This is a genomic window from Amycolatopsis nigrescens CSC17Ta-90 (assembly GCF_000384315.1).
Lineage (GTDB): Bacteria > Actinomycetota > Actinomycetes > Mycobacteriales > Pseudonocardiaceae > Amycolatopsis > Amycolatopsis nigrescens.
The window spans coordinates 6,488,309-6,510,664 of the sequence record NZ_ARVW01000001.1 but is presented as its reverse complement, the minus strand read 5'-3'; the positions used below and the strand labels follow the sequence as shown (position 1 = coordinate 6,510,664).

Below are 22,356 nucleotides of genomic sequence, written 5' to 3'. Positions count from 1 at the left end.
ACGGTGCCCTCACCGACTAGCACCGACCCGGCGGCACCGCCCCGCCGCCGGGATCGGATGCACTACCTGTACATCGCCGTCGTCGCCGCGGTGGTGCTCGGCGTCATCGTCGGCTTCGTGGCCCCCGACCTCGGCAAGGAACTCAAACCGCTGGGCACCGGGTTCGTGAACCTGATCAAGATGATGATCTCCCCGATCATCTTCTGCACCATCGTGCTCGGCATCGGGTCGGTGGCGAAGGCGGCGAAGGTCGGCAAGGTCGGCCTCCTCGCCATCGGCTACTTCCTGCTCATGTCCACCTTCGCGCTGGCCATCGGCCTCGTGGTGGGCAACCTGCTGCACCCCGGCGCCGGCCTGCACCTCGACCCCAGCGACGCGGCCAAGGTCCAGAAGCAAGCCGAAGGCGCCGAGGGCACCACCGACTTCCTGCTCGGCATCATCCCGGAAAGCATGGTCTCCGCCTTCACCGAAGGCTCGGTGCTGCAGACCCTGCTGGTCGCCCTGCTCGCCGGGTTCGCCCTGCAGAAGCTCGGTCCCAAGGGTGCCCCGATCCTGCGCGGGGTCGAGCACATCCAGCGGCTGGTGTTCCGCATCCTGGCGATGATCATGTGGGCCGCGCCGGTCGGCGCGTTCGGTGCCATCGCCGCCGTCGTCGGCGAGACCGGCTGGGACGCGCTCAAGAGCCTCGCCGTGATCATGCTCGGCTTCTACGCGACCTGCCTTGTCTTCGTGTTCGTCGTGCTCGCCGCGGTGCTCTGGCTCGGCGCCAGGGTCAACATCCTGTCCCTGCTGCGGTACCTGGCCCGCGAGTTCCTGCTCATCGTGTCCACCTCTTCGTCGGAGTCGGCGCTGCCGCGGCTGATCGCGAAGATGGAGCACCTCGGGGTGAGCAAGCCGGTGGTCGGCATCACGGTGCCCACCGGCTACTCGTTCAACCTGGACGGCACCGCGATCTACCTGACCATGGCCACCCTGTTCGTGGCCACCGCGCAGGGCAGCCCGCTGCCGGTGAGCGAGCAGATCACCCTGCTGCTGTTCATGATCATCGCGTCCAAGGGTGCCGCCGGGGTGAGCGGCGCCGGCATCGCCACCCTCGCCGCCGGCCTGCAGTCGCACCGGCCCGAGCTGGTCGACGGCGTCGGTTTCATCCTCGGCATCGACCGGTTCATGTCCGAGGCCCGTGCCCTGACCAACTTCGCCGGCAACGCGGTGGCCACCGTGCTGATCGGCAACTGGACCAAGGAGTTCGACCCCGAGCAGGCCAAACGGGTGTTCTCCGGCGAGGACCCGTTCAACGAGGCCACCCTCGTGGACGACGGCCACCCCGAACCCGATCCCACCCCCGAAAAAACCCTCACCCCCGCCTAACCCCCAGGCAAATAGCCGGCTTTTCGCCCTCACGTCAAAGGGCAAAAAGCCGGCTATTTGCCGTTCAGGTAGGCCTGGAGCTGGCGTTGGCCGCGCCGCATCATCAGCGTGTGGTTCACCTCGAACAGCGGACGGGCCACCGGGCCCAGCCGCCGGAGCAGCTTCTTCCGCGCGACCACCTCCTGGGTGATCAGCAGCCGAGTGCCGCCGTCCCGCGCGGAGACGTGCCCGGCCAGCACTCCCTCCAGGTCGCCGCTGAGGGTCACCCGGAGCCGCCCGGACGGCTCGTCCTGTTCCGCCCGATGCATCCGCAACACCAGGCTGTAGGGCAGGGTCGACCGGCAGAGCAGTTCGGCGGTGTCCTCGTCCACCTTGCGCACCGCCCGCACGTCCGGCCACCAGGCGGGGTAGTTCGCCAGGTCCACCGCGGCCGCGAACACCGCGCTGACCGGCGCCCGCAGCTGCCAGTCGGTGCGGAACCGGTACCGGTGCTGGCTCATCCGGCCAGTATGCCCGTCACGCCGAGGCGGACACGATCTTCCGGCCGTCCGTGGTGACCACGTCCACCGAGGCGACCTGGTCCGGCGGGATCAGCGCCGAGCCGTCCAGTCCGGTGCCTTCCTTCTCCGCCTTCGCCGACACCACCCAGCTGCCGGCGACCACCTGCTCCCCCTGCTTCGACCGCACGACCAGCCGGCACCGTTCGCCTTCGCGGACGCCTTCGACCGCGACGTGGACCCGCACCCAGCCGGCCGCCGGGGTCACCGTGGCCACCATCCTGGCCCCGGTGGCCGGGTCGGCGGCGGTGAGCGCACGCGCCCCCGGCGGGGTCGAGGTCGCGGGCGGTGGGCCGGCCACGTTGGTGTCCACCGTGCCCCTGCCGATCAGCACCCCGGCCCCGAGTGCGGCGGCCACCAGCACCGCGGCCGCACCGGCGACCAGCGCCCAAGGTCGGCGAGACGGCGCGGCCGCCGGCTCCCGCGCGGCCCGCAAGGTGCGCTGCAGCAGCAGGTCGCCGTCCTCCGGCGGCCCGTCCAGGAACGCCTCCGGCGGCACCTCGTCCAGTCCGGTGCGGAGCTCGGCCAGTTCGGCGACCTCCCGGCGGCACCGCGGGCAGGACGCGAGATGGACCTCGAACCGGGCCGCCTCGTCCGGCTCGAGCACCCCGAGCACGTAGGCACCCAGCTGGGCGTGGTCGTGTTCCACCGCGCTCATCGGGTCACCTCCGTTCCGCCGCCGGACATCGCCGCGCGCAGCGCGCGCAACGCGTAGTAGGACCGGGATTTCACGGTACCCGGGGCGACACCCAGCCTTTGCGCCGCTTCGGCGACCGTGCGGCCCCGGTAGTAGATCTCCACCAGCACCTCGCGGTGCTCACCGGAGAGCCGGTCCATCGCGCCGAGCACCGCCATCGAGTCGACGACCTCCTGGGCGTGGTCCCGGACCGCGCTGTCCGCCGGTCCGACCTGTTCGCCGACCTCCGGCGGCCGCGCCGCCCTGGCCCGCACCCGGTCGGTGATGATGTTGCGGGCCACGGTGAGCAGCCAGCCGCGCACCGAGCCCTTGCCGCTCTCCAGCGCGTCGGCGTGCTTCCAGGCGCGAAGCAGGGTTTCCTGCACGACGTCCTCGGCGGCGGCCCGGTCGCCGGTGAGGCGGGTGGCGTAGGCCAGCAGGCTGCGGCCGTGTTCCCGGTAGAGCTCGCGGATCAGTTCCTCACCCGGCGCCCGCCGCCTCCGCCTGCCTGCGATCGACACCCCTGTCCTCTCACCCAATTCACCCAGTTCACCCGCTGCCCCGGATGCCGCGAATTCCGCGGTAGGCGAAGACAGTACTGCAAGATCCGGGCCCGAAAAGGGTCTTTCCGCCGCAATCACCGCCGCGTTCATCCGCCACCGCCCGCTCCGCGTGTGAGCCGTCAGTAGCCGTAGCCGCCGCCGTCCCCTGGGCTCGGCTTGGGTAGCACCGAAGCGGCCTTCTTGCCTTCGGGGGTGGCGGCGAACCAGGTGCCGCCGACACCGTGGCCCTTCACATCCCCGGCCGCGCTGTCCTTGGCATACCGGTACAACGGCCAGCCGTTCAGGGTGACCTGCTCGGCGCCGTCCTCGCGGGTGGCGGTGCCGAGCAGGGCAGGGTCGATCCCGGCCGCCGGCGGCATGCTCTCTCCGGCCAGCAGCGGCGGCCACTGCGCCGCGCAGTCACCGTGGCAGTGGGACACCGGGGGATTCGCGGTGTCCTTGTCGAAGCGGTACAGCGTGCGGCCGTCCGACGCGGTGACGACCTCGCCGAGGCCGCCCACCTCGGCGACCGCGAGACTGCCACCGGTCGTGGCCGCGCCCTGCCCGCCGTCGGCGGTCGGCGACGCGGGAGCGTCACCGCTGGACGAGCCGTAGCCGTCGCAGGCGGTCAGCAGCGCCAAGGCGGCGGCCGTCGCGGAAACGAGTGCGATCCGGGTCCTGGTCATCGGGAACCTCCTGGTGTTCGGCCCCGCACCTGCCGCGGTGACCGGTCAACACCAAGCACACGTCCGCTTTCGCGGGACGGTTCAGGGGTTCCCCTGCTTTTTCAGGCCAGCACCTGCTTGAGGAACTGACCGGTGTAGCTCTCGTCCTGATCCGCCACCTGCTCCGGCGAGCCCTCGGCGACCACCATGCCGCCGCCGGAGCCGCCTTCCGGCCCCATGTCCACGATCCAGTCCGAAGTCTTGATCACGTCCAGGTTGTGCTCGATGACGATCACGGTGTTTCCCTTGTCCACCAAGCCGTTGATCACGCCGAGCAGCTTGCGGATGTCCTCGAAGTGCAAGCCGGTGGTCGGCTCGTCGAGCACGTACACGGTTTTGCCGGTGGACCGCTTCTGCAGCTCGCTGGCCAGCTTCACCCGCTGCGCCTCACCGCCGGACAGGGTCGGCGCGGGCTGGCCGAGCCGCACGTAGCCGAGCCCGACGTCCACCAGGGTCTGCAGGTGCCGGTGGATCGCCTTGATCGGTTCGAAGAAGTCCGCGGCCTCTTCGATCGGCATGTCCAGCACCTCGGACACGGTCTTGCCCTTGTAGTGCACTTCCAGCGTCTCGCGGTTGTAGCGCGCGCCCTTGCAGACCTCGCACGGCACGTACACGTCCGGCAGGAAGTTCATCTCGATCTTGATCGTGCCGTCGCCGGCGCAGGCCTCGCAACGGCCGCCCTTGACGTTGAAGGAGAACCGGCCCTGCTGGTAACCGCGGACCTTGGCCTCGGTGGTGGAGGCGAACAGCTTGCGGACGTGGTCCCACACCCCGGTGTAGGTCGCCGGGTTGGAACGCGGGGTGCGGCCGATCGGCGACTGGTCCACCCGGACCAGCTTGTCCACCTGGTCGAGGCCCTTGACCCTGGTGTGCCTGCCGGGCACCTGCCGGGCCCCGTTGAGCTTGTTCGCCAGCACGGTGGCCAGGATGTCGTTGACCAAAGTGGACTTACCGGAGCCGGAGACCCCGGTGATCGAGACCAGGCAGCCGAGCGGGAAGGACACGTCGATCCCGCGCAGGTTGTGCTCGCGGGCACCCACCACGGTGAGCTGGCGCTTCTTGTCCGGCGGCCGGCGGATCGACGGCAGCTCGATGGTCCTGCGCCCGGAAAGGTACTGACCGGTCAGCGACTCCTTGCTGCGCAAGAGTTTCTTGAACGGGCCGCTGTGCACGATGTGGCCACCGTGCTCGCCGGCGCCGGGGCCGATGTCCACCACCCAGTCGCTGGACCGGATGGTGTCCTCGTCGTGCTCCACCACGATCAGCGTGTTGCCGAGGTCGCGCAGCCTGGTCAGCGTCTCGATCAGCCGGTGGTTGTCCCGCTGGTGCAGGCCGATGGACGGCTCGTCCAGCACGTAGAGCACGCCGACCAGGCCGGAGCCGATCTGCGTGGCCAGCCGGATGCGCTGCGCCTCGCCGCCGGAGAGCGTGCCGGAGGCCCGGTCCAGCGACAGGTAGGTCAGCCCGACGTCGAGCAGGAAGCGCAGCCTGGCCTGGATCTCCTTGAGCACCGCGCCGGCGATCATCGCCTCGCGCTGGCCGAGCTTCAGCTCGTCGAGGAACTCGGACGCCTCCGCGATGGACAGCGCGCACACCTCGGCGATGGATCGCTCGCCGCGGGTCTCGTGCTCGAGGGTGACCGCCAGGATCTCCGGCTTGAGCCGGGTGCCCTGGCAGGCGGGGCAGGGCACCTCGCGCATGTAGCCCTCGTACCGCTCCCGCATGTACTCGGACTCGGTCTGCTCCTGGCGCCGCTCCAGGAACGGGATCACGCCCTCGAAGTTCGCGTAGTAGGAGCGCTGGCGGCCGTACCGGTTGCGGTAGCGGACGTGCACCTGCTCGTCGACGCCGTGCAGCACCGCCTTCTGCACCTTGGCCGTCAGCCGCCGCCACGGGGTGTCCATCCGGAAGCCGATGGTCTCGGACAGCGACTCGAGCAGCCGCTGGAAGTAGTCCGCGCTCTGTCCGCCGGCCCAAGGCGCGATCGCGCCGTCCCGCAGGGACAGCTCGTCGTCCGGCACCACCAGCTCCGGGTCGACCTCCTTGCGCACGCCGATCCCGGTGCACTCGGGGCAGGCGCCGTAGGGCGAGTTGAAGGAGAAGGAACGCGGTTCGAGGTCCTCGATGGCCAGCGGGTGGCCGTTCGGGCAGGCCAGGTTCTCGGAGAAGCCGCGGATGCGGTGCGGGTCGTTCTCCGGCAGGTCCACGAACTCCAGCTCGATCAGGCCGTCGGCCAGCCTGAGCGCGGTCTCCACCGAGTCGGTGAGCCGCTGCTTCGAACTGCTCTTCACGGAGAGCCTGTCGATCACCACGCCGATGTGGTGCTTCTCCTGCTTCTTGAGCTTCGGCGGGTCGGTCAGCGGGTAGACCGCGCCGTCCACCCTGGCCCGGGAGTAACCCTGCTGCTGCAGGTTGGCGAACAGGTCGAGGTACTCGCCCTTGCGGCCGCGGATCACCGGTGCGAGCACCTGGAACCGGAGGCCCTCGTCCATGTCGAGCACCTGGTCCACGATCTGCTGCGGGGTCTGCTTGCTGATCGCCTCGCCGCACTGCGGGCAGTGCGCCTTGCCGGCCCTGGCGTAGAGCAGGCGGAGGTAGTCGTAGACCTCGGTGATGGTGCCCACGGTGGAACGCGGGTTCCGCGAGGTGGACTTCTGGTCGATGGAGACCGCGGGCGACAGGCCCTCGATGAAGTCCACGTCCGGTTTGTCCATCTGACCGAGGAACTGCCGGGCGTAGGCGGACAGCGACTCCACGTAACGCCGCTGGCCCTCAGCGAAGATGGTGTCGAAGGCGAGGCTCGACTTGCCGGAGCCGGACAGCCCGGTGAACACGATCAGGCTGTCCCGCGGCAGGTCGATGTCGACACCGCGGAGATTGTGCTCGCGCGCGCCGCGAACAACGAGGCGATCAGCCACGCGTAGGTCCCTTCACTGGAAATACGACGGCCTAGATGGCAGGCCGCTTCCATGCTAAGTCGCACCACCGACAGAAACGGGAGCCGGCGGATTCTGCGGTTGTCCGGCCTGGTCAGGCGGCCGGCGAGCACCGGCGCGGTGAGCGCGGCCGGTGGCCGCTCCCCCTCCGCTGACGCTCGGGTCGAGCAGCGTCCCGACCAGGATATAGCGGCCCTCGCGGCGCCCGGGACGGACACCGGAAGAGTCGCGCGCGGCGGTACGGCCGATGCCGCTACGGTGAGACGGGTGAACGTCGTAGATGAGTACACCGGTCACGTCGAGCCGGGCGGGGACGCGGCACGGCGCACCCTGGACGCGCTGACCATCACCAAGATCTCGGTCGGCCCGATGGACAACAACGCGTACCTGCTGGTGTGCCGCGCGCAGAACGAGGCGCTGCTGATCGACGCCGCGGCCGACCCGGAACGGATCTCGGACCTCATCGGGCACGGCCCGGACCGCCCCGCGCTGCGCACCGTGGTCACCACGCACCAGCACGGCGACCACTGGCAGGCACTCGGCGCGGTGGCCGGCGCGAACGGCTCGAACACCGCCGCCCACCCCGAGGACGCCGAGCCGCTGCCGGTCCCGCCGGACTTCCTCGTGGAGCACGGTGACACCCTCACCGTCGGCGACTGCACCCTCGAGGTCATCCACCTCCGCGGCCACACCCCCGGCTCGATCGCCCTGCTCTACCGCGACCCGGCCGGTCACCCCCACCTCTTCACCGGCGACTCCCTCTTCCCAGGCGGTCCCGGGCGAACGACGAAACCCGAGGACTTCAGCAGCCTGATGGACGACCTGGAGTCGCGGGTATTCGGCGAACTGCCGGACGACACCTGGTTCTACCCTGGCCACGGCGACGACTCCACCCTCGGCGCGGAGCGCCCGAAGATCCCGGAATGGCGCGAACGCGGCTGGTGAGCTGGCCGGCAGCCACCAGCGTCACGTTCAGTTTCGCAGGAAGGCAGATCACCGCCAGGCATGCGATCAGCGAACCCGTCGACCGGGAACTCGGTCAGGGCACAGCCGAACGCGTCATCGAAGCCCAGGCCAGATTCGCCGAACGATTGCCCCAGTCTGAAGACCAAGCGAGGCCGGGCGACCCGAACGAGTTTTACTCGGCTACGACCGACGGAGCCAGGTCGGCGGGTCAGATCGACGCTGTTCAGACAGCGACGACTTCGACCATGTTGCCCAAGCCTTTGAAGTCGTCTGCGTTACGGGTGTAGAGCGGCAGCTCTCGCGAGGACGCGATGGCGGCGATCATCAGATCCATCCGGCGAGGCCGAGGGTCTCGCTTTGCCGAGAGAACCAGCGCCACCAATGTCCCGTAGCGGGCGGCCGCCTCACCGTCGAACGGCAGCGGCGCGAAGTCGACGATGGCAGCACCGAGTTTCTCGGTGCGCGCCGCACGGACGGCGGCGTCCTTTGCCATCGCCACGCCCTGATGCAGCTCAGCCATGGTGACAGCGGTGAGTTCTGGAATCTTGGGTAGTGCAGCAGGATCGAGCAGGCCAAGGTCGATGTAAGTGCAGGTGTCGAGCACGCCCACCTTGTGACGTTCAGTCACGAGACCGCTCCCACGCGTCGCCAGAATCCACACGATCGTCGGTGCCGAAGACCTCATCGGCCTCCCGGCGCATCTGAGCAGCCTCAACCGTGGGCAACCTTCGATGCCGCTCCACCAACTCCTCAGCAGTAAGGCGACGCCTACGCGGTATCGGCCGCAACTCAGCCACCTCAACGCCGTTGCGGGTGACGTAGTAGGTCTCGCCCGCTTCGACGGCGTCCATGACGGCAGCAGAGTTGTTGCGGAACTCCCGCTGAGTAATCACCTTCACAACACCAGCGTAGCCACACGTAGCTCAATGAGCTACATGTGGCTGGTTTGTTCACTCTGACGCGATGCTGGGTGAGCAGCGGGGGACCTCGCGGAGTGGCGCGAACGTTCCCGGCCGGGGCTGCTGGCCGTTTCGCCGTAGAGCAGCTAAGACCGGTCGTAGCCGGTGAGCATCAAGGTCATAAACCTCGTCTGGGGTTCACACTGCAGGGTTCTTCCAAGCGGTTCGCCCTGCTCACCGGCGTACCCGTCCACCTCCTGACCGATGTGATTGTGTCGCTCCAGAAGCGTCCGCAGCGCGTTCACCGCCGCACCTTCAGCGCGGAGTGGCCGAAGATCCCGGAATGGCGCGAACGCGGCTGGTAAGCCCTAGCGGATCAGCCTTCGTATCGTTTCGTCACGACGAAGGCTGTGCCGGCAAGCGCTTCTCCGACAGCGGTTTCCGCCCAGGCGGCCAGCACGTCGGATCGCCCGTCACTGCGGTTCAACAGTCCGACGATCTCCGAGAGGGCCGGTGGCTCGGACCGAACACAGTCGAGTACCGGCTCGTCCCTGTCGCCGTCCTCGGTTTGCGGACCGTCCGGAACCCATCGGCAGATCCCGACGTTCCAGTCGGTCCGCCCCCACTCGCCGTCCGGCATCGGCGCCTGGACGTTGAGGAAGTACCGGTCCGCATCTTCGTCGTAGGGATCGTCACTGATCTCGAAACCGTCGATGAGCAATTGCGCCTCACCGTTGGCACACCGCAGGTAGGCGTCAAGCAGCAGGCGCAGGTCGGCGACGGCCCGCTCGAAATGGGCCCGGCGCAGCCCCTGCTCCAGGCCGTTCAGGCTGTCGCGATCCCGTTGATCAAGCCCGGACACCGACTCGTCAACGACCACGAGCGGAGACTGGAAATCCCAGAAACGGCGCTTCTCCGGTTCCGGCGGCTCAACTCCCTCGGTGTACTCGGCCAGCTCATCTCGCAGTCCGCGAGCTTCCGCTTCCAACTCCGCGCTGATCGCGGTCCTGACGGGCGCCGGCGCAGCGGCCGCCGCGGTGTCCAGGTCGGCCAGTGCACGATGCAGAAGCACCATGGCCTGCTCGTACCAAAGGCTGTGCGTCCCCTCGACAAGGCCAGGCCGGGCATCTCGATCAGTCAAGGTGGTCAGGTGCTCCACGGGATAGCTGCGGAAGTGCCCGCCTCGCTCGTCCCACACGCTGACCGGCACCGTGGCGCAGGCGGAGATCCGGTTCAGCGCGTCGACGATCGGCGCCGCGAGCGCCGGGTCGTCAACGCTGGTGACAGTGGACGACAGGACACCGGCCGGCCCGTGGTAGGTGGCCAGGATCTGCACTTTTCCGCGATTGGCGTGCTGAGCGTAAATGGTCATGGGTATGCCCCTTCAGCCGACGCCACGGCGGGCAGGTCGGCGAGCAACGAGGAAGATCAGCGGACGAGGCGGTGGCGCAGGCGCTGTCCAACGCTCCATGCCTCAGAAGAAAGTCAGCGGTGGCTCAGGTCCGATCCCGGGCTCCTTGCAGCACGACCACGGTACCGAGAATTCAGCCGCCAGTCACGAACGCGGCCCATGCCACGGCCGAGCGAGGGTGCACAGCGCTACCGCCGAGAAGAGGACGAAGCCCAGCACCACGACGGACATCGACATTGCGGTGGTGCTGCCCAGAATTCCGGGTAGCGGTGCGGCCGCGGCGCCGAGCACGAACTGGGCGCCGCCGAGCAGGCCGGAAGCGGCGCCGGGGGAATCGCGACCGACGGCGAGCACGATGGTGGTCGACGCGGGCAGCACGATGCCGAACCCGGAGGTCAGGCCGAACAGGCAGGCCCAGGTGGCCGGGAGCGTGCTGACACCGATGGCGAGCAGGGTCACCAGGGTGATCGTGGCGGCCGCGGTGATGACGACGCCGACGACGAGCAGTGCGCTGAGGCCTACCCGCCCGGCCAGCCGTCCGAACAGCACGCCGGTCACCACCGTGCCGACGGCGTTCGTGGCGAAGACGAGGCTGTATCCGGTGGGCGACAAGCCGTAGACGTTCTGGAAGACGAAGGGCGAGCCGCTGATGTAGGCGAACAGGGCGGCCAGCGCGCAACCCATGACGAGGAGGTAGCCGACCAGTTCGCGGCGCCGGAGCAGGCCGCCCATCGTGGTGAACGCGGCCCGCAGGCCGCCGGTCCGGCGCCGCTCGGCGGGCAGCGATTCGGGCACCCATGCCCAGACCGCGATCGTCAACAGCAGCCCGGTCGCGGCCAGCGCCGCGAACACCAGCCGCCACGAGCCGACGCCGAGGATGAGCCCTCCGACGACCGGCGCCAGAACCGGCGCGGTCATCGCGATCACGCTCAGCGTCGCGAACCGGCGAGCCGCGTGGGTGCCGGTGAACCGGTCGCTGATCACCGCCCGCCCGATCACGAGCCCCGCGCCGCCGGCGATCCCCTGCAGCAGCCGGCCGACGTCGAACACGGCGACGGACGGGGCGAGCGCGCAGACCGAGGAGAACACGGTGAACATGCCGGAACCGGCCAGGAGCAGACGCCGCCGCCCCATCGCGTCGCTGACCGGGCCGAGCGCGAGCTGACCGATGGCGAGGCCGAGGAGGCAGGCCGTCAGGGAGAACTGGACGGCCGTTTTCGAGGTGCCGAACGAGGTGACGATCTGCGGGAAGCCGGGCGCGTACATGTCGGTGGCGAACGGCGAAACCGCGGAGAGCCCGGCGAGGACGATCATGAGCCGCCCGGTTCCGGTCCGAGCGGGCCCGAAGTTGACGCTGACGTTCATCGGCCTCCATCCGAGGATGTCCCTACGGCCGGTGCGACCGCCGGTCACCACATCGTCGGCACCGGGGCCGTGCGGCGGTGTGGAGCGACGGACCCGAAGATGTGGAGCGCGACGCTTACCCCGTCGGGGTCAGGAGTGGGCCCGCCTGAACCGCGCGGGGGTGGTGCCCCGGTCGCGGCGGAAGGCGTAACCGAAATTGCTGGGCGAGGCGTAGCCGACCTCGTGCCCTATCCGGGCTACCGGCCAGTCGGTCTCGACGAGCAGGGCCGCAGCGCGGTCGAGGCAGCGCCGTCGGTGGTGCTCCAGCACAGAAGTCCCGTACAGCGCGCGGAATCCGGTGGTGAGGCGCCGGACCGACATCGACGACGCGCGGGCCAGCTCGGCCAGCGACGGTGGTGCGTGGCGGTCCCGCCAGAGCAGTTCAGGCACCCGGTGCAATGCGGCCACCTCGTGGTCTTCCAGCTCCCGGATGTCCGCGGGCGGCGCGGTGACCGCGAGCCCGTCGATCAGCGCGGCCAGCGCCGCGGCGAGCCGCGATTCCAGGAACAGCAGTCGCCCCGGGGACGAATGCCGGTGCATGAAAATCTCCGCCAGCGGACCGGCCACCGGGCGCAGCGCGGCGGACCGGCCCAGATACCGCTCGCGTGCCACGTTCTCCGGTCCGGTGGCCGGGAGAGCGCCCGCACCGACACCGGTGAGGTAGGACTCCAGTCCGGTCCAGGTCCCGGTGATCGACACCGCCCGGTACCGCTCGCCGTCGCCGTGCGCGACGACGCCGTCGGTCGCGCATCGGGGGCTCAACGCCACCGAGCCGGCGTGCAAGCCGCCGGTGCTGCCGGCCTCGCTGATGTGCATGCGCCCGTCGACGCAGTGCTCCAGCTCGAAATGGTCACCCGGGAAGGTGTACCCGACCTGGTGCCCTCCGGCGAACGCGACGTCGTAGCGGACGATGTGGAACCCGTTCCGCAACGACGTCACCTCGATCGTGCCGTCGCCGACCTCCGGCCGGAGCCGGTGCCGGACGGTGCCGTCACCGCTCTTGTCGGACTGGGCGATCGTCGCGTAATACGCCGCCTGCGTCGCGTCGAACGCGGTGGAACCGGCCACGCCGGCGAGCTGATGAACCACAAGTTCGCAGGTTAGCCTTACCTGAGCGAGGAGCGCTCCTCCCAGCTGGTCAGGCGGTTCCGGTGGCTTCGGTGGCTTCGGTGGCTTCGAGCCCGAACTTCAAGGGGTTCAACACAAAACCGGCCTGAGGCGCGCTGGCGACCCGATCGCCGCCGTCATCAAGGAAGTCGACGGTGGTCTGCACGGTGAGCGTGAATCCGTGGAAATAAACGAATAAACAGGCTTCCCAGCAGGGCAGCGGCAAGCGCGATTCGCATGGCGGACCCCGCCTCGGAGATCAGTCCTCTTCGCGGAGGGTGGCTTCGAGCACGGCGCGGTGCGTCGGCTTGGCCTGCTCGTAGCGCTGCTTGCCGGCGTCGGTCAGCGTGACGAAGATGCCGCGCCGGTCCATCTCGCACATCGCGCGCTCGACCAGACCCTCGCGCTCCAGCCTGGCGACGAGGCGCGACGTGGCACTCTGACTGAGGTGCACGGCCTGGGTCAGGTCGGCGGCCCGGCACTTGTGCGCACAGGTGGCGAGCTGCTCGAGCGCTTCGAACTCGTTGACCCCGATGCCGTGCTGCTCCTGCAGCCTGCACTCCAAGGCGCTGAACACCACCGCGTGCCGCGCTTGCAGCCCGCGCCAGCGCCCTACCAGGACTCGTTCAGCGACATCGCTCACATCGGCAAGATAGCATGCAGGTGAATTTGATGCAAACGGATTTAATGTGTTGGCATTAGATGCGCGTGCATGTACTGTCCCGATCATGAGCTCTTCCGCGCAACTGTCCACGTCCTCGACCCGGTGGGACGCACGCCTGTGGGGCGTCCTGCTCACCGTGTCCACTGTCGTCGGCTTGGACGCACTCGATGTCTCCATGGTCGGCGTCGCGCTCCCGTCCATCAGGGCCGATCTCGGCCTCTCGACCAGCGCGCTGCAATGGGTTGTCAGCGGCTACGTGCTCGGCTACGGCGGGCTGCTCCTGCTCGGCGGGCGCACCGCCGACCTGCTCGGCAGGCGCCGCGTCTTCCTCGTCGCGGTCGCCGTGTTCGCGGTCGCCTCGCTGCTCGGCGGCCTGGTCGACAACGGCGCGCTGCTGATCGCCAGCCGCTTCATCAAGGGACTCGCCGCGGCGTTCACCGCACCGGCGGCACTGTCCATCATCACGACCACGTTCCACGAAGGCCCCGCGCGCAACCGCGCGATCAGCATCTTCGCCGTCTTCGGCGCCAGCGGATACTCGGCCGGTCTTGTCTTCTCCGGGCTGCTGACCGAGGTCGGCTGGCGGTGGACGTTCCTGCTGCCGGTGCCCATCGCGCTGGCCGCGCTGGTGTCCGCGATCAAGCTGATCCCGACCTACCGCCCGGAGAACACCGGTGCCGGCTACGACATCCCCGGCGCGATCACCGGCGCCGCCGGCTCGCTGCTGCTGGTGTTCGCCGTGGTCGAGGCCCCCGAGGTCGGCTGGGCCGCACCGCGCACGTTGATCTCCTTCGCCGTCGCGGCCGCCCTGCTCGTCACCTTCGTGTTTATCGAAAAGCGCAGCAGCCACCCGCTGCTCCGGCTGGGCATCCTGCGTTCGGGACCACTGGCCAGGGCCAACATCGGCGGGGCGTTGTTCTTCGGCGCCTACATCGGTTTCCAGTTCGTGGTGATGCTCTACCTGCAGTCGGTGCTGGGCTGGTCCGCGCTGGAGACCGCGCTCGGTTTCCTGCCGGCGGCCGTGATCGTGGCCTTCGGCTCCCCGAAGATCGAGCCGCTGATCGATCGGGTCGGCACTCCGCGCACCATCTTCGCCGGTGTCATCGCGCACGTCATCGGGTACGCGCTGTTCCTCCGCATCGATGAGCACTCCGGCTACGCGAGCTCGGTGCTGCCAAGCATGATCCTGCTCGGTATCGGCTTCACGCTGGCGTTCTCCTCGCTGAACATCCAGGCGACCGCGGGGATCAGCGACGACGAGCAGGGGCTCGCCGGCGGCCTGCTGAACACCTCGCTGCAGATCGGCGGTGCGATCGGGCTCGCGGTGGTGACCGCGGTGCTCACCGCGAACGGTGGCGCCGAGGCGTCCTCCGCCGCGCTGCTCACCGGGCTCACCCCGGCGCTGAGCGTGGTCACCGGCATCGCCGTGCTCGGCCTGTTGGTCGCCCTCTCCGGAATCGTCCGCCGCCGGCGCGCCGAAGCCCCGGTACAGGAACCGGAGTTCGCACTCGCCGACTAACACGGAATAAGCCGGGGCGGTCTGCCATTCGTCAGGGGGAATGGCAGACCGCCCCGGTGCGACATTCGGGCGATTACCACACGACGAGGTCGCACTCGGCGGCCCTAGCGGGAAAGATCAGCGCTCCGGACTTGGGAGGGACGGGATGTCTGATCATGGTGAATCAACCACGCGATCCGAAAACAGGCCGGTGGATCAAGAGCGGCACAGGGGTAGCCGCGGTCATTACCGGTGGAGTGGTCGCATTCAGTGGCACCGGCACTGGCACGGTGTCGATCGAATCGGGAACCGGATCCGGCATCGCCAAAGGGAAAACATCCGGTAAGGACGCGGCGCGCAAGGGACAACGTGACACCGCGTGGCAGCGCATGGGACTCAAGATCATCAAGAAGACGGCCAAGCAGGAATTGCTGTGCTCGAGCCGCTCATTCGGGGAGGTCCAGCAGTTCTTTGTACGGACACCGTGCCGCAAACTGGACCGGACGCTGCTGGCCATCGGCGATGGGCATGGCAATACCATCGCGGTGTCCATCGCCTGGGTACGAATGCGGTCGGTCGGCGAGGCCACGCGTCTGAAAGAACTCGCCGACACGCACGGAACCGGAAACATCTCCCCGCTCGGTACCGCGGCGCTGGATCTCACCGGCATCCATTTCACCGGTTACCACTACGACTCGCGACGGGATGGTTCGCTGGTCGTGATCGCCGAAACCGCCCCCGCGGGCGGACGACCGGACGACCAGGCGCTCGACGACGTGGCCGACGTCGCCGACGAGTTTCCGGCTCCGTGACCGGGCACGGAGCCTGCCGCTATGTGCAGGTAGGTTGCGCGGGTGGTGGAAAACGAGGACGGGCCGGTGGTGCAGATCTACACGGACGGCGCGTGCAGTGGGAATCCGGGGCCGGGTGGCTGGGGCGCGGTGCTGCGGTACGGGCCGCATGAAAAGGACCTCTACGGCGGGGACGCGGGGCCGACGACCAACAACCGGATGGAGCTGACGGCACCGATCCGGGCGCTGGAAAGCCTGAAGCGACCGTCTGTGGTGGACCTGTACACAGACAGCACCTACGTGCGCAACGGCGTAACGAAGTGGCTGCCGCGGTGGAAGACCAACGGATGGCGGACCAGCGCCAAGGAACCGGTGAAGAACGCCGATCTCTGGCAGCGGCTCGACGCGGCGGCGAAACCGCACGAGGTGCGCTGGCACTGGGTGAAAGGGCATGCCGGGCATCCGGAGAACGAGCGCGCCGACCGGCTGGCGGTCCGGGGTGTGCGGGAGGTCGCCGACGGGTGATTCGGCAGCAGCACGGTCGCGGCGCCCTGGTTCGGCAGAGGTTGTGCTAGACATGCCCTGACAAGGGAGCGCACGTGAATCAGCTCAATCTCGGAATCATGTCACGGTCGCGCAAGGAAAACGAACATCGTCTTCCGGTTCATCCACGCCATTTCGAGCGGGTCGACGCCGATCTGCGGCACCGGATCCACCTCGAGCAGGGTTACGGCGAACGGTTCGGGGTACCGGACGAGCAGTTGGCGCCCTACGTCGCCGCTTTGTGGCCCCGTGCGCGGCTCATCGCCGAATGCGACATCATCCTGCATCCCAAGCCGCAGCCGGAGGATGTTGCCGAGCTGCGCCACGGGCAGATCCTCTGGGGCTGGCCGCATTGCGTGCAGGACAACAAGATCACGCAGCTGGCCGTCGATGCGAAGCTCACCCTGATCGCCTTCGAGGCGATGAACCACTGGACCACCGACGGCGGCTTCAGCCTGCACGTCTTCCACAAGAACAACGAGCTCGCCGGTTACTGCTCGGTGCTGCACGGGCTGGAGTCCATCGGTTCGACCGGCGACTACGGACGCCGCCGGCGCGCGGTGGTGATCGGGTTCGGCGCGACCGCTCGCGGCGCGGTCACCGCGCTCAACGCGCACGGGATCCACGACGTGCACGTGCTCACCAACCGCGGGGTGACCGCGGTGGGCTCGCCGATCCATTCCGCGCGCATAGTGCATTTCGACCACAACGACGCCGATCCGCGCCGCAGCCACGCATTCTCCGAGCGCGGGCGGATACCGCTGGCCGGTTTCCTCGCCGAGCACGACATCGTGGTCAACTGCGTGCTGCAGGACCCCAACGCGCCGCTGACCTTCCTGATCGACGAGGATCTGGCCGCCTTCGCGCCGGGCAGCCTCATCGTCGACGTCTCCTGTGACGAGGGGATGGGCTTCAGCTGGGCGCGGCCGACGACGTTCGTCGAACCGACGTTCACCGTCGGGAACAACGTGCACTACTACGGCGTCGACCACAGCCCGTCACACCTCTGGGACTCCGCGACCTGGGAGATCAGCGAAGCCCTGCTGCCCTACCTGCGCACCGTGCTCTCCGGCCCGCAGGCGTGGGACGCCGACCAGACCATCCGGCGGGCCATTGAGATCAGGGCCGGCGTGATCGGCAACCCGGATATCCTTGCCTTCCAGCACCGTTCGCCGGACTATCCGCACCCCCAACGGAGCTGACCCGGCTCAGCGCAGTTTTTCCGGGGTCGCGTCCAGCGCGTGCAGCAACCGGATCGCGAGCGCGTCCGCGTTCTTGGCGTCGAGTTTGGTGTCCTGCTTCAGAATTCCCCGCACCAGCTCGACTCGCTGGTCGTAGCGTGAGACGAACTTGGCTTCAGCGCTCATTTTTCTTCCTTATCGGGCTGTTTCTTGACGACGCCGGCGCAGACGCACCCGCGGTCGAACGCACCGGCCACCGTCGCGGCGCAGTACCGGAGCGAGATCGAATCGTGTGCTTCCCGAGGGTGCGAGCACGCGGGGCAGGTGGCGTCCACCTTGCTCTCCGCATCCACCCCGGAGGTGCCCGGTTTGAGGTCGGTCGACATATCCCTGCTCTCCTCGATCAGTGGACATAGTTGGCACAAGAGTCACTGAGTCGGGCAGGGGGTCAGAAAGGGTGGCGGCAGACCATCAGAACTCCCGTCTCGGCCGGTACGCGGCCGAAGTCAGGGATAACCGGGAACGGCGCCAACGTGGCTGCCGATGCCGAGGTGCTCCCGGTGGCACTGACGGTACACCGCCGACCCCGTCCGGCTATCGGCGGCCAGGTGGACAGGGAGAAAACGACGAACTGTACCCGAACAGAGACAATGTTCCACAAATGAGCCCGGACGCTGACCAAGACGTGACCGCGTCGCAATCGATTCCGCTCGACCTTACCGGCCCGAGCGGGAAGTATCCGGGGAATGGACGATCTGGTCGCGTTCCTCACCGCTCGCGTCAACCAACGGCAAGCCATGATCATGCAGGCGGTGCAGAAGGCCAGAATCGGCGAACGGCTCAGCTACGGTGAGGCGAAGGTGGCCATCGAGCAGCGCGTGCACAGTCTCGACGACGACGAGCTCGACGTGGTCAACCGCATGGTCCGGGAAACCGAGGCGACCCAGGGAATTCTTCAGGAGCACCGGACCACCACCGCCGACCGGGTGCCCGGTTTTCCTTCGCACGGAAGCGAATACTGGTGCGTCACCTGCCATGTGCCCGCGGACGAGGCGGGCACGAACTGGTGCCGCACGCTGCGGCTGCTCGCCCTGCCCTATTCCGATCATCCGGAGTACCGGGAGAGCTGGCGGCCCTGAGCTCCGGCTAGCCTCCGGCACGTGACTATTCCCGAAGAAGAGGTCGAGTACCGGCAGCACCGTTTCAGCCCGCCGCCCGGCGCCACCGAGATCTTCCTGGTGCGCCACGGCGAGTCCGCGCCGGCCAGGGCGAGCGAGCCCTTCCCGATGATCGAGGGACAGGCGGACCCGGACCTGGCTCCGGACGGCCGCGACCACGCGGAGCGGGTCGGGCAGCGGCTGGCCGGTGAACGGCTGGACGCGCTCTACGTGACCACCCTCCGGCGCACCGTGCAGACCGCGGCGCCGCTGGCCGCGAAGCTGGGCATCGAACCGCGGGTCGAGGCCGGGCTGCGCGAGGTGCACCTCGGCGAGTGGGAGGGCGGCCAGTTCCGCCGCAACGTCGCCGAGGGCCATCCGGTGGCCATCCGGATGTGGACCGAGCAGCGCTGGGACGTCATCCCCGGTGCCGAGCCGACCGAGGCGTTCGACGGCCGGGTGCGGGACGCGATCGGCCGGATCGCCGCCGCGCACCCGGACCAGCGGGTGGCCGTGTTCACCCACGGCGGGGTGATCGGGTCCGTCTTCGCGCAGGCCAGCGGTTCGCAGCCGTTCGCCTTCCTCGGCGCCGACAACGGGTCCGTCTCCCATCTGGTGGTGACCGGGGACAACTGGATCGTGCGCCGGTTCAACGACACCGCACACCTCGCCGCCCCGCTCGGCTGATCCGGCCGGTCGCGACCAGCTGCACCGCGACCAGCACCGCGACCGCCTGCGCGGCGAGCAGGCCGATCAGCACCAGCAGCTGGGTGACGCCGGCCTGGATCGGGCCGGCGCCGCCCAGCAGCATGCCGACGTAGGCGCCCGGCAGGGTGACCAGCCCGACGGTCCTGGTCTGGTCCATGCCCGGGATGAGCGCCTGGCCCGCGGACGGGCGGCAGATCTCCAGAGCCGCGGCGCGGTCCGAAAATCCCAGTGCCAGCGCGGCTTCGTACTCGCCATACCGGCCGTCCAGCTCGTCCAGCGCGCGCAGCGTCGCCTGCGAGGTCGCGGACATCGCCCCGCCGATCACGATGCCGGCGATCGGCACCACCGCGATCGGCCTTGGCGGCAGCACTCCGGCCGCGAGCACCAGCGTCAGCACCGGCGCGACGCCCGCGCCGATGGCGGTGGCGAACCAGCCCAGCTGCCGGAGAACGCCGACCCGCCTGGCCGAGGTGAGCGCGGCGACACCGAACATCAGCAGCACGAAAAGCGTGGTCAGCCCGCCGGACCGCAGCACCGCCACGATGACCAGCGACACCGCCGCGAGCTGCAGCACTGCCCGTGCGGCGGCGAGCAGCACGTCCCGGCCGGAGCCGAGTTCGCCCAGCCGGACCACGGCCGCGGCGAGCAGGGTGAGCAGTGCCAGTACCACCGCCAGTGGCGGGCCGAGCGCGATCGCGGCATCCTTCACAGCAAGATCGTGCCGGTTGCCGGGCCGCCTCGACAGGCACGACCACGCGAGAAATCAGACCGACCGGGTGTCCGCCCAATCCCTCGCCCAGCCGGACAGCGGCAGCAGCGTCTCGGCCAGCCTGCGGCCGAGGCCGGTGAGCCGGTACACGCCGTCCTCTCCGGTCTCCATCACATTCGCTTCGCGCAGTTCGCGGAGCCGCTCGCTGAGCACGCTGGACGACATGTCGTCGCAGCGCCGCCGTAGCTCGCGGAACCCGACCGGTCCCTGCTGCAGCTCCCAGATCACCCGGAGCATCCAACGCCGGCCGAGCAGGTTCAACACCGCGGTAACGGGTGTGTCAACGCTGGTCACGGCACCTCCGTCTGTCGATTCGATTTCAGAAGTATTGCGGACGGTCACATGATCGACTTCGCGCACATCACCACACCGTTCGGGCCGGCGGTCCGTTCGCTGACGACCTCGCCGTCCAGCAGGATCCGGCAGGTGAGCCTGCCGGCACCGGAGTTCTGCGCGGACACGGTGAGGTAGCCGACCTCGTCCTCGGTGCCCTGCCTGGCAACGGACTTGCGCCACGGAGTGCTCGAAGCCCGCTCCTGTTCGAGTACCGCGCCCTGGCCGACGTAGGTGATGTTGAGCGCCCCCGCGCCGCCGCTCAGTTCGTAGGTCACCGCGTACAGCACCGGCTTGACGTCGCCGGCCGGCTGCTCGGCCGGCACTGCCTGGAAGGCCGGGACGTCCTCGCGCGGCTGCGCCTGCGGCCGCGACGGCGACACGCTCTGCCTGCTCGCGGACATCAGCACCGCGAGCACCACCCCGGTCATCACCGCGGTGAGTCCGGTGAGCGCCAGGTTCGAGCCCAGCCGTCTGCGGCCGGACGGTTCGGTAGGAATGACCGCTGCGGTATCACCCATCGCGAGGTCTTTCTCTCGGCACATCGCGCCCCCTGTGAAGCGCACTTACTACTACTCGCCGGAGTCTCCCCACCTGTTACCCAGAGCAAGTCGGAATAATCGTAATTCACTCGTTCGGGCGCGCAACCGCCTGTTCGGCAGTCCGCACGAGGTTGCGCACCATGCCGCCGAAGACAATCCCGTGGAAGGGCGCGATGGCCCACCAGTAGGCATGTCCGAGCAGACCTTTGGGCAGGAAGACGGCCCGTTGGTGATACCGGGACCGGCCGCCGTCGAGCGGCTCGGCCCGCAGTTCGAGCCAGGCACCGCCGGGCACCTTCATCTCGGCGCGCAACCGGAGCAGCTTCCCGCGCTCGATCTCCTCGACCCGCCACCAGTCCACCGCGTCGCCGAGATTGAGCCGCTGCTGATCGCGCCTGCCGCGCCGCAGCCCGACTCCGCCGGCCAGCCGGTCCAGCAGCCCGCGGACCGACCAGGCCAGCGGGAACGAGTACCAGCCGTTACCACCGCCGATGCCCTCGATCACCTGCCACAGCCGCCCGGCGTCCACCTCGCAGTCGGCCTGCCGGGTGTCGGAGTAGAGCGAGCCACCGGACCATTCCGGGTCGCTCGGCAACGGATCGGCCGGGGCGTCCGGCACGGCCGCGTTCGACCAGCGGGTCTCCACCCGCGCGTCGCGGATCCGGGCCAGGGCCAGTTCCACCGCGCGGTCGTAGCCGATCAGCCCGCCGTCCGGGTCGGGCACGTACTTGGCGATGTCGTGTTCGGCGCAGACCACCTCGTGCACCAGCGAGTCGATCAGCGGCCCGGCGATCCCCTTCGGCACCGGGGTGACCAGGTTGACCCAGTACGAGGACAGCTTCGGGGTCAGCACCGGCACCGGCACCGGCACCATCGTCCGCCGCGGCAGCCCGGCCACCCCGGCGTAGCGCCGCATCATCTCCAAGTAGGTCAGCACGTCCGGGCCGCCGATGTCGAACGCCCTGTTCACCCGCGCGGGCAGGCCGGCGCAGCCGGTCAGGTAGCGGAGCACGTCGCGGACCGCGATCGGCTGGATCCGGTTGCGCACCCACTTCGGCACCACCATCAGCGGCAGCCGCTCGGTCAGGTACCGCAGCATCTCGAAACTCGCCGAACCGGACCCGATGATCACCGCGGCCCGCAGCACCGCGGCCGGCACCCCGGAACGCAGGAATATTTCACCGACCTCGGTCCTGGACGCGAGATGCTCGGACAACTCCTCCCCCGGCGGCCGTAGTCCGCCGAGGTAGACGATCCGGCCAACCCCGGCGGCCCGCGCGGCCTGCGCGGTGATCAGCGCGCCGCGCCGGTCCACCTCGGCGAAACCGCGCTCCGCCAAGGAATGCACCAGGTAGTAGAGGACGTCCACGCCCTTGGTCGCCTCGGCCATCGCGTGCTCGTCGAGCACATCGCCGCGGACCACCTCGACCTCGCCCGCCCACGGCACGTCCCGCAGCTTCGCCGGATCGCGCGCCAGGCAGCGCACGGCATGACCGTCCGCCAGCAGGGCGGGCACCAGCCGCCCGCCGAGATATCCGGTGGCACCGGCGACCAGGCAGCGCATACCGGTGCTGGTGCC

At 69.1% G+C, this 22,356-nt stretch carries 26 protein-coding genes; 8 read left to right on the top strand and 18 right to left on the bottom strand.

Annotated elements, in window-relative coordinates; translation table 11 throughout:
* The first annotated feature begins 57 nt into the window (after positions 1-57).
* Positions 58-1,368 (top strand): C4-dicarboxylate transporter DctA, encoded by a 1,311-nt coding sequence (locus tag AMYNI_RS0131060; protein ID WP_020672001.1) that lies wholly within the window; start codon positions 58-60, stop codon positions 1,366-1,368.
* A gap of 53 nt (positions 1,369-1,421) precedes the next feature.
* Here the strand turns inward: AMYNI_RS0131060 and AMYNI_RS0131055 are convergent, their stop codons facing one another.
* From AMYNI_RS0131055 to uvrA, 5 genes are all read right to left on the bottom strand, one after another.
* Entirely contained in the window at positions 1,422-1,868 is a 447-nt protein-coding gene (locus AMYNI_RS0131055) for an SRPBCC family protein (protein WP_020672000.1), read from the bottom strand.
* 16 nt (positions 1,869-1,884) lie between these two features.
* Positions 1,885-2,583, bottom strand: a complete 699-nt coding sequence (locus tag AMYNI_RS0131050) for an anti-sigma factor family protein (protein ID WP_020671999.1) — start codon at positions 2,581-2,583, stop codon at positions 1,885-1,887.
* On the bottom strand, positions 2,580-3,122 hold the full coding sequence (locus AMYNI_RS0131045; protein WP_020671998.1) for a sigma-70 family RNA polymerase sigma factor: 543 nt from the start codon (positions 3,120-3,122) through the stop codon (positions 2,580-2,582). Before AMYNI_RS0131045 ends, AMYNI_RS0131050 begins: the two co-directional genes overlap by 4 nt.
* A gap of 161 nt (positions 3,123-3,283) precedes the next feature.
* Positions 3,284-3,829, bottom strand: a complete 546-nt coding sequence (locus AMYNI_RS45685; protein ID WP_020671997.1) for a hypothetical protein — start codon at positions 3,827-3,829, stop codon at positions 3,284-3,286.
* 101 nt (positions 3,830-3,930) lie between these two features.
* On the bottom strand, positions 3,931-6,786 hold the full coding sequence (gene uvrA / locus AMYNI_RS0131035; protein ID WP_020671996.1) for an excinuclease ABC subunit UvrA: 2,856 nt from the start codon (positions 6,784-6,786) through the stop codon (positions 3,931-3,933).
* A gap of 285 nt (positions 6,787-7,071) precedes the next feature.
* On the opposite strand from uvrA, the gene AMYNI_RS0131030 reads away from it, so the two are divergent.
* Positions 7,072-7,749, top strand: a complete 678-nt coding sequence (locus tag AMYNI_RS0131030; protein ID WP_020671995.1) for an MBL fold metallo-hydrolase — start codon at positions 7,072-7,074, stop codon at positions 7,747-7,749.
* 244 nt (positions 7,750-7,993) lie between these two features.
* On the opposite strand, the gene AMYNI_RS0131025 is transcribed toward AMYNI_RS0131030, so the two are convergent.
* From AMYNI_RS0131025 to AMYNI_RS0130990, 7 genes are all read right to left on the bottom strand, one after another.
* A complete protein-coding gene (locus AMYNI_RS0131025) occupies positions 7,994-8,374 on the bottom strand; it encodes a type II toxin-antitoxin system VapC family toxin (RefSeq protein WP_020671994.1) in 381 nt (126 codons plus the stop codon).
* Positions 8,375-8,390: 16 nt separating this feature from the next.
* Positions 8,391-8,669 carry a type II toxin-antitoxin system Phd/YefM family antitoxin gene (locus tag AMYNI_RS0131020; RefSeq protein WP_020671993.1) on the bottom strand — a complete coding sequence of 93 codons (279 nt, stop codon included), beginning with the start codon at positions 8,667-8,669 and terminating at the stop codon, positions 8,391-8,393.
* A 376-nt stretch (positions 8,670-9,045) separates the two neighbouring features.
* The gene (locus AMYNI_RS0131010; RefSeq protein WP_020671991.1) at positions 9,046-10,041 is read right to left on the bottom strand and encodes a hypothetical protein; all 996 of its coding nucleotides are present in this window, start codon (positions 10,039-10,041) and stop codon (positions 9,046-9,048) included.
* 183 nt (positions 10,042-10,224) lie between these two features.
* Positions 10,225-11,445: a multidrug effflux MFS transporter gene (locus AMYNI_RS0131005; protein WP_020671990.1), complete on the bottom strand. Its 1,221-nt coding sequence runs from the start codon at positions 11,443-11,445 to the stop codon at positions 10,225-10,227.
* Positions 11,446-11,574: 129 nt separating this feature from the next.
* Positions 11,575-12,573 carry a helix-turn-helix transcriptional regulator gene (locus AMYNI_RS0131000; protein ID WP_020671989.1) on the bottom strand — a complete coding sequence of 333 codons (999 nt, stop codon included), beginning with the start codon at positions 12,571-12,573 and terminating at the stop codon, positions 11,575-11,577.
* 49 nt (positions 12,574-12,622) lie between these two features.
* Positions 12,623-12,757 (bottom strand): hypothetical protein, encoded by a 135-nt coding sequence (locus AMYNI_RS50580; RefSeq protein WP_020671988.1) that lies wholly within the window; start codon positions 12,755-12,757, stop codon positions 12,623-12,625.
* A 93-nt stretch (positions 12,758-12,850) separates the two neighbouring features.
* Positions 12,851-13,234, bottom strand: coding sequence for a MarR family winged helix-turn-helix transcriptional regulator (locus tag AMYNI_RS0130990; protein WP_026361168.1), 384 nt, complete (start codon positions 13,232-13,234; stop codon positions 12,851-12,853).
* 85 nt (positions 13,235-13,319) lie between these two features.
* Between AMYNI_RS0130990 and AMYNI_RS0130985 the strand changes: the two genes are divergently transcribed.
* From AMYNI_RS0130985 to AMYNI_RS0130970, 4 genes are all read left to right on the top strand, one after another.
* Positions 13,320-14,774: an MFS transporter gene (locus AMYNI_RS0130985; protein WP_020671986.1), complete on the top strand. Its 1,455-nt coding sequence runs from the start codon at positions 13,320-13,322 to the stop codon at positions 14,772-14,774.
* A gap of 155 nt (positions 14,775-14,929) precedes the next feature.
* Positions 14,930-15,565 carry a hypothetical protein gene (locus AMYNI_RS0130980; protein WP_026361167.1) on the top strand — a complete coding sequence of 212 codons (636 nt, stop codon included), beginning with the start codon at positions 14,930-14,932 and terminating at the stop codon, positions 15,563-15,565.
* A gap of 42 nt (positions 15,566-15,607) precedes the next feature.
* Positions 15,608-16,069 (top strand): ribonuclease HI, encoded by a 462-nt coding sequence (rnhA, locus tag AMYNI_RS0130975; RefSeq protein ID WP_020671984.1) that lies wholly within the window; start codon positions 15,608-15,610, stop codon positions 16,067-16,069.
* Between the two features lie 98 nt (positions 16,070-16,167).
* Positions 16,168-17,289, top strand: coding sequence for a N(5)-(carboxyethyl)ornithine synthase (locus AMYNI_RS0130970; RefSeq protein WP_169515782.1), 1,122 nt, complete (start codon positions 16,168-16,170; stop codon positions 17,287-17,289).
* A 6-nt stretch (positions 17,290-17,295) separates the two neighbouring features.
* Here the strand turns inward: AMYNI_RS0130970 and AMYNI_RS49670 are convergent, their stop codons facing one another.
* Both AMYNI_RS49670 and AMYNI_RS45680 read right to left on the bottom strand, forming a co-directional pair.
* Positions 17,296-17,454, bottom strand: coding sequence for a DUF6307 family protein (locus AMYNI_RS49670; RefSeq protein ID WP_020671982.1), 159 nt, complete (start codon positions 17,452-17,454; stop codon positions 17,296-17,298).
* Complete coding sequence (locus tag AMYNI_RS45680; protein ID WP_020671981.1) at positions 17,451-17,654, bottom strand: RGCVC family protein; 204 nt, start codon at positions 17,652-17,654, stop codon at positions 17,451-17,453. Before AMYNI_RS45680 ends, AMYNI_RS49670 begins: the two co-directional genes overlap by 4 nt.
* Positions 17,655-18,014: 360 nt before the next feature.
* Between AMYNI_RS45680 and AMYNI_RS0130955 the strand changes: the two genes are divergently transcribed.
* Together AMYNI_RS0130955 and AMYNI_RS0130950 are read left to right on the top strand one after the other, a co-directional pair.
* The gene (locus tag AMYNI_RS0130955; protein ID WP_020671980.1) at positions 18,015-18,407 is read left to right on the top strand and encodes a DUF6221 family protein; all 393 of its coding nucleotides are present in this window, start codon (positions 18,015-18,017) and stop codon (positions 18,405-18,407) included.
* Positions 18,408-18,428: 21 nt separating this feature from the next.
* The gene (locus tag AMYNI_RS0130950) at positions 18,429-19,112 is read left to right on the top strand and encodes a histidine phosphatase family protein (protein WP_020671979.1); all 684 of its coding nucleotides are present in this window, start codon (positions 18,429-18,431) and stop codon (positions 19,110-19,112) included.
* Here the strand turns inward: AMYNI_RS0130950 and AMYNI_RS0130945 are convergent.
* The 4 genes from AMYNI_RS0130945 to AMYNI_RS0130930 form a co-directional block, all read right to left on the bottom strand.
* Complete coding sequence (locus AMYNI_RS0130945; RefSeq protein ID WP_020671978.1) at positions 19,075-19,842, bottom strand: ABC transporter permease; 768 nt, start codon at positions 19,840-19,842, stop codon at positions 19,075-19,077. The two genes, AMYNI_RS0130950 and AMYNI_RS0130945, sit on opposite strands and share 38 nt — an antisense overlap.
* A 54-nt stretch (positions 19,843-19,896) precedes the next feature.
* Positions 19,897-20,196: a winged helix-turn-helix transcriptional regulator gene (locus AMYNI_RS0130940; RefSeq protein ID WP_157357521.1), complete on the bottom strand. Its 300-nt coding sequence runs from the start codon at positions 20,194-20,196 to the stop codon at positions 19,897-19,899.
* A gap of 44 nt (positions 20,197-20,240) precedes the next feature.
* Positions 20,241-20,756: an MmpS family transport accessory protein gene (locus tag AMYNI_RS0130935; RefSeq protein WP_020671976.1), complete on the bottom strand. Its 516-nt coding sequence runs from the start codon at positions 20,754-20,756 to the stop codon at positions 20,241-20,243.
* Between the two features lie 106 nt (positions 20,757-20,862).
* On the bottom strand, positions 20,863-22,341 hold the full coding sequence (locus AMYNI_RS0130930; RefSeq protein WP_026361165.1) for an SDR family oxidoreductase: 1,479 nt from the start codon (positions 22,339-22,341) through the stop codon (positions 20,863-20,865).
* Positions 22,342-22,356: the final 15 nt, after the last annotated feature.

Coding starts and splice junctions, on each gene's coding strand:
- AMYNI_RS0131060 (WP_020672001.1), top strand. CDS start 58: ATGCACTACCTGTACATCGCCGTCGTCGCCGCGGTGGTGCTCGGCGTC.
- AMYNI_RS0131055 (WP_020672000.1), bottom strand. CDS start 1,868: ATGAGCCAGCACCGGTACCGGTTCCGCACCGACTGGCAGCTGCGGGCG.
- AMYNI_RS0131050 (WP_020671999.1), bottom strand. CDS start 2,583: ATGAGCGCGGTGGAACACGACCACGCCCAGCTGGGTGCCTACGTGCTC.
- AMYNI_RS45685 (WP_020671997.1), bottom strand. CDS start 3,829: ATGACCAGGACCCGGATCGCACTCGTTTCCGCGACGGCCGCCGCCTTG.
- AMYNI_RS0131010 (WP_020671991.1), bottom strand. CDS start 10,041: ATGACCATTTACGCTCAGCACGCCAATCGCGGAAAAGTGCAGATCCTG.
- AMYNI_RS0131005 (WP_020671990.1), bottom strand. CDS start 11,445: ATGAACGTCAGCGTCAACTTCGGGCCCGCTCGGACCGGAACCGGGCGG.
- AMYNI_RS0130985 (WP_020671986.1), top strand. CDS start 13,320: ATGAGCTCTTCCGCGCAACTGTCCACGTCCTCGACCCGGTGGGACGCA.
- AMYNI_RS0130980 (WP_026361167.1), top strand. CDS start 14,930: ATGGTGAATCAACCACGCGATCCGAAAACAGGCCGGTGGATCAAGAGC.
- AMYNI_RS0130970 (WP_169515782.1), top strand. CDS start 16,168: ATGTCACGGTCGCGCAAGGAAAACGAACATCGTCTTCCGGTTCATCCA.
- AMYNI_RS49670 (WP_020671982.1), bottom strand. CDS start 17,454: ATGAGCGCTGAAGCCAAGTTCGTCTCACGCTACGACCAGCGAGTCGAG.
- AMYNI_RS45680 (WP_020671981.1), bottom strand. CDS start 17,654: ATGTCGACCGACCTCAAACCGGGCACCTCCGGGGTGGATGCGGAGAGC.
- AMYNI_RS0130955 (WP_020671980.1), top strand. CDS start 18,015: ATGGACGATCTGGTCGCGTTCCTCACCGCTCGCGTCAACCAACGGCAA.
- AMYNI_RS0130935 (WP_020671976.1), bottom strand. CDS start 20,756: ATGGGTGATACCGCAGCGGTCATTCCTACCGAACCGTCCGGCCGCAGA.
- AMYNI_RS0130930 (WP_026361165.1), bottom strand. CDS start 22,341: ATGCGCTGCCTGGTCGCCGGTGCCACCGGATATCTCGGCGGGCGGCTG.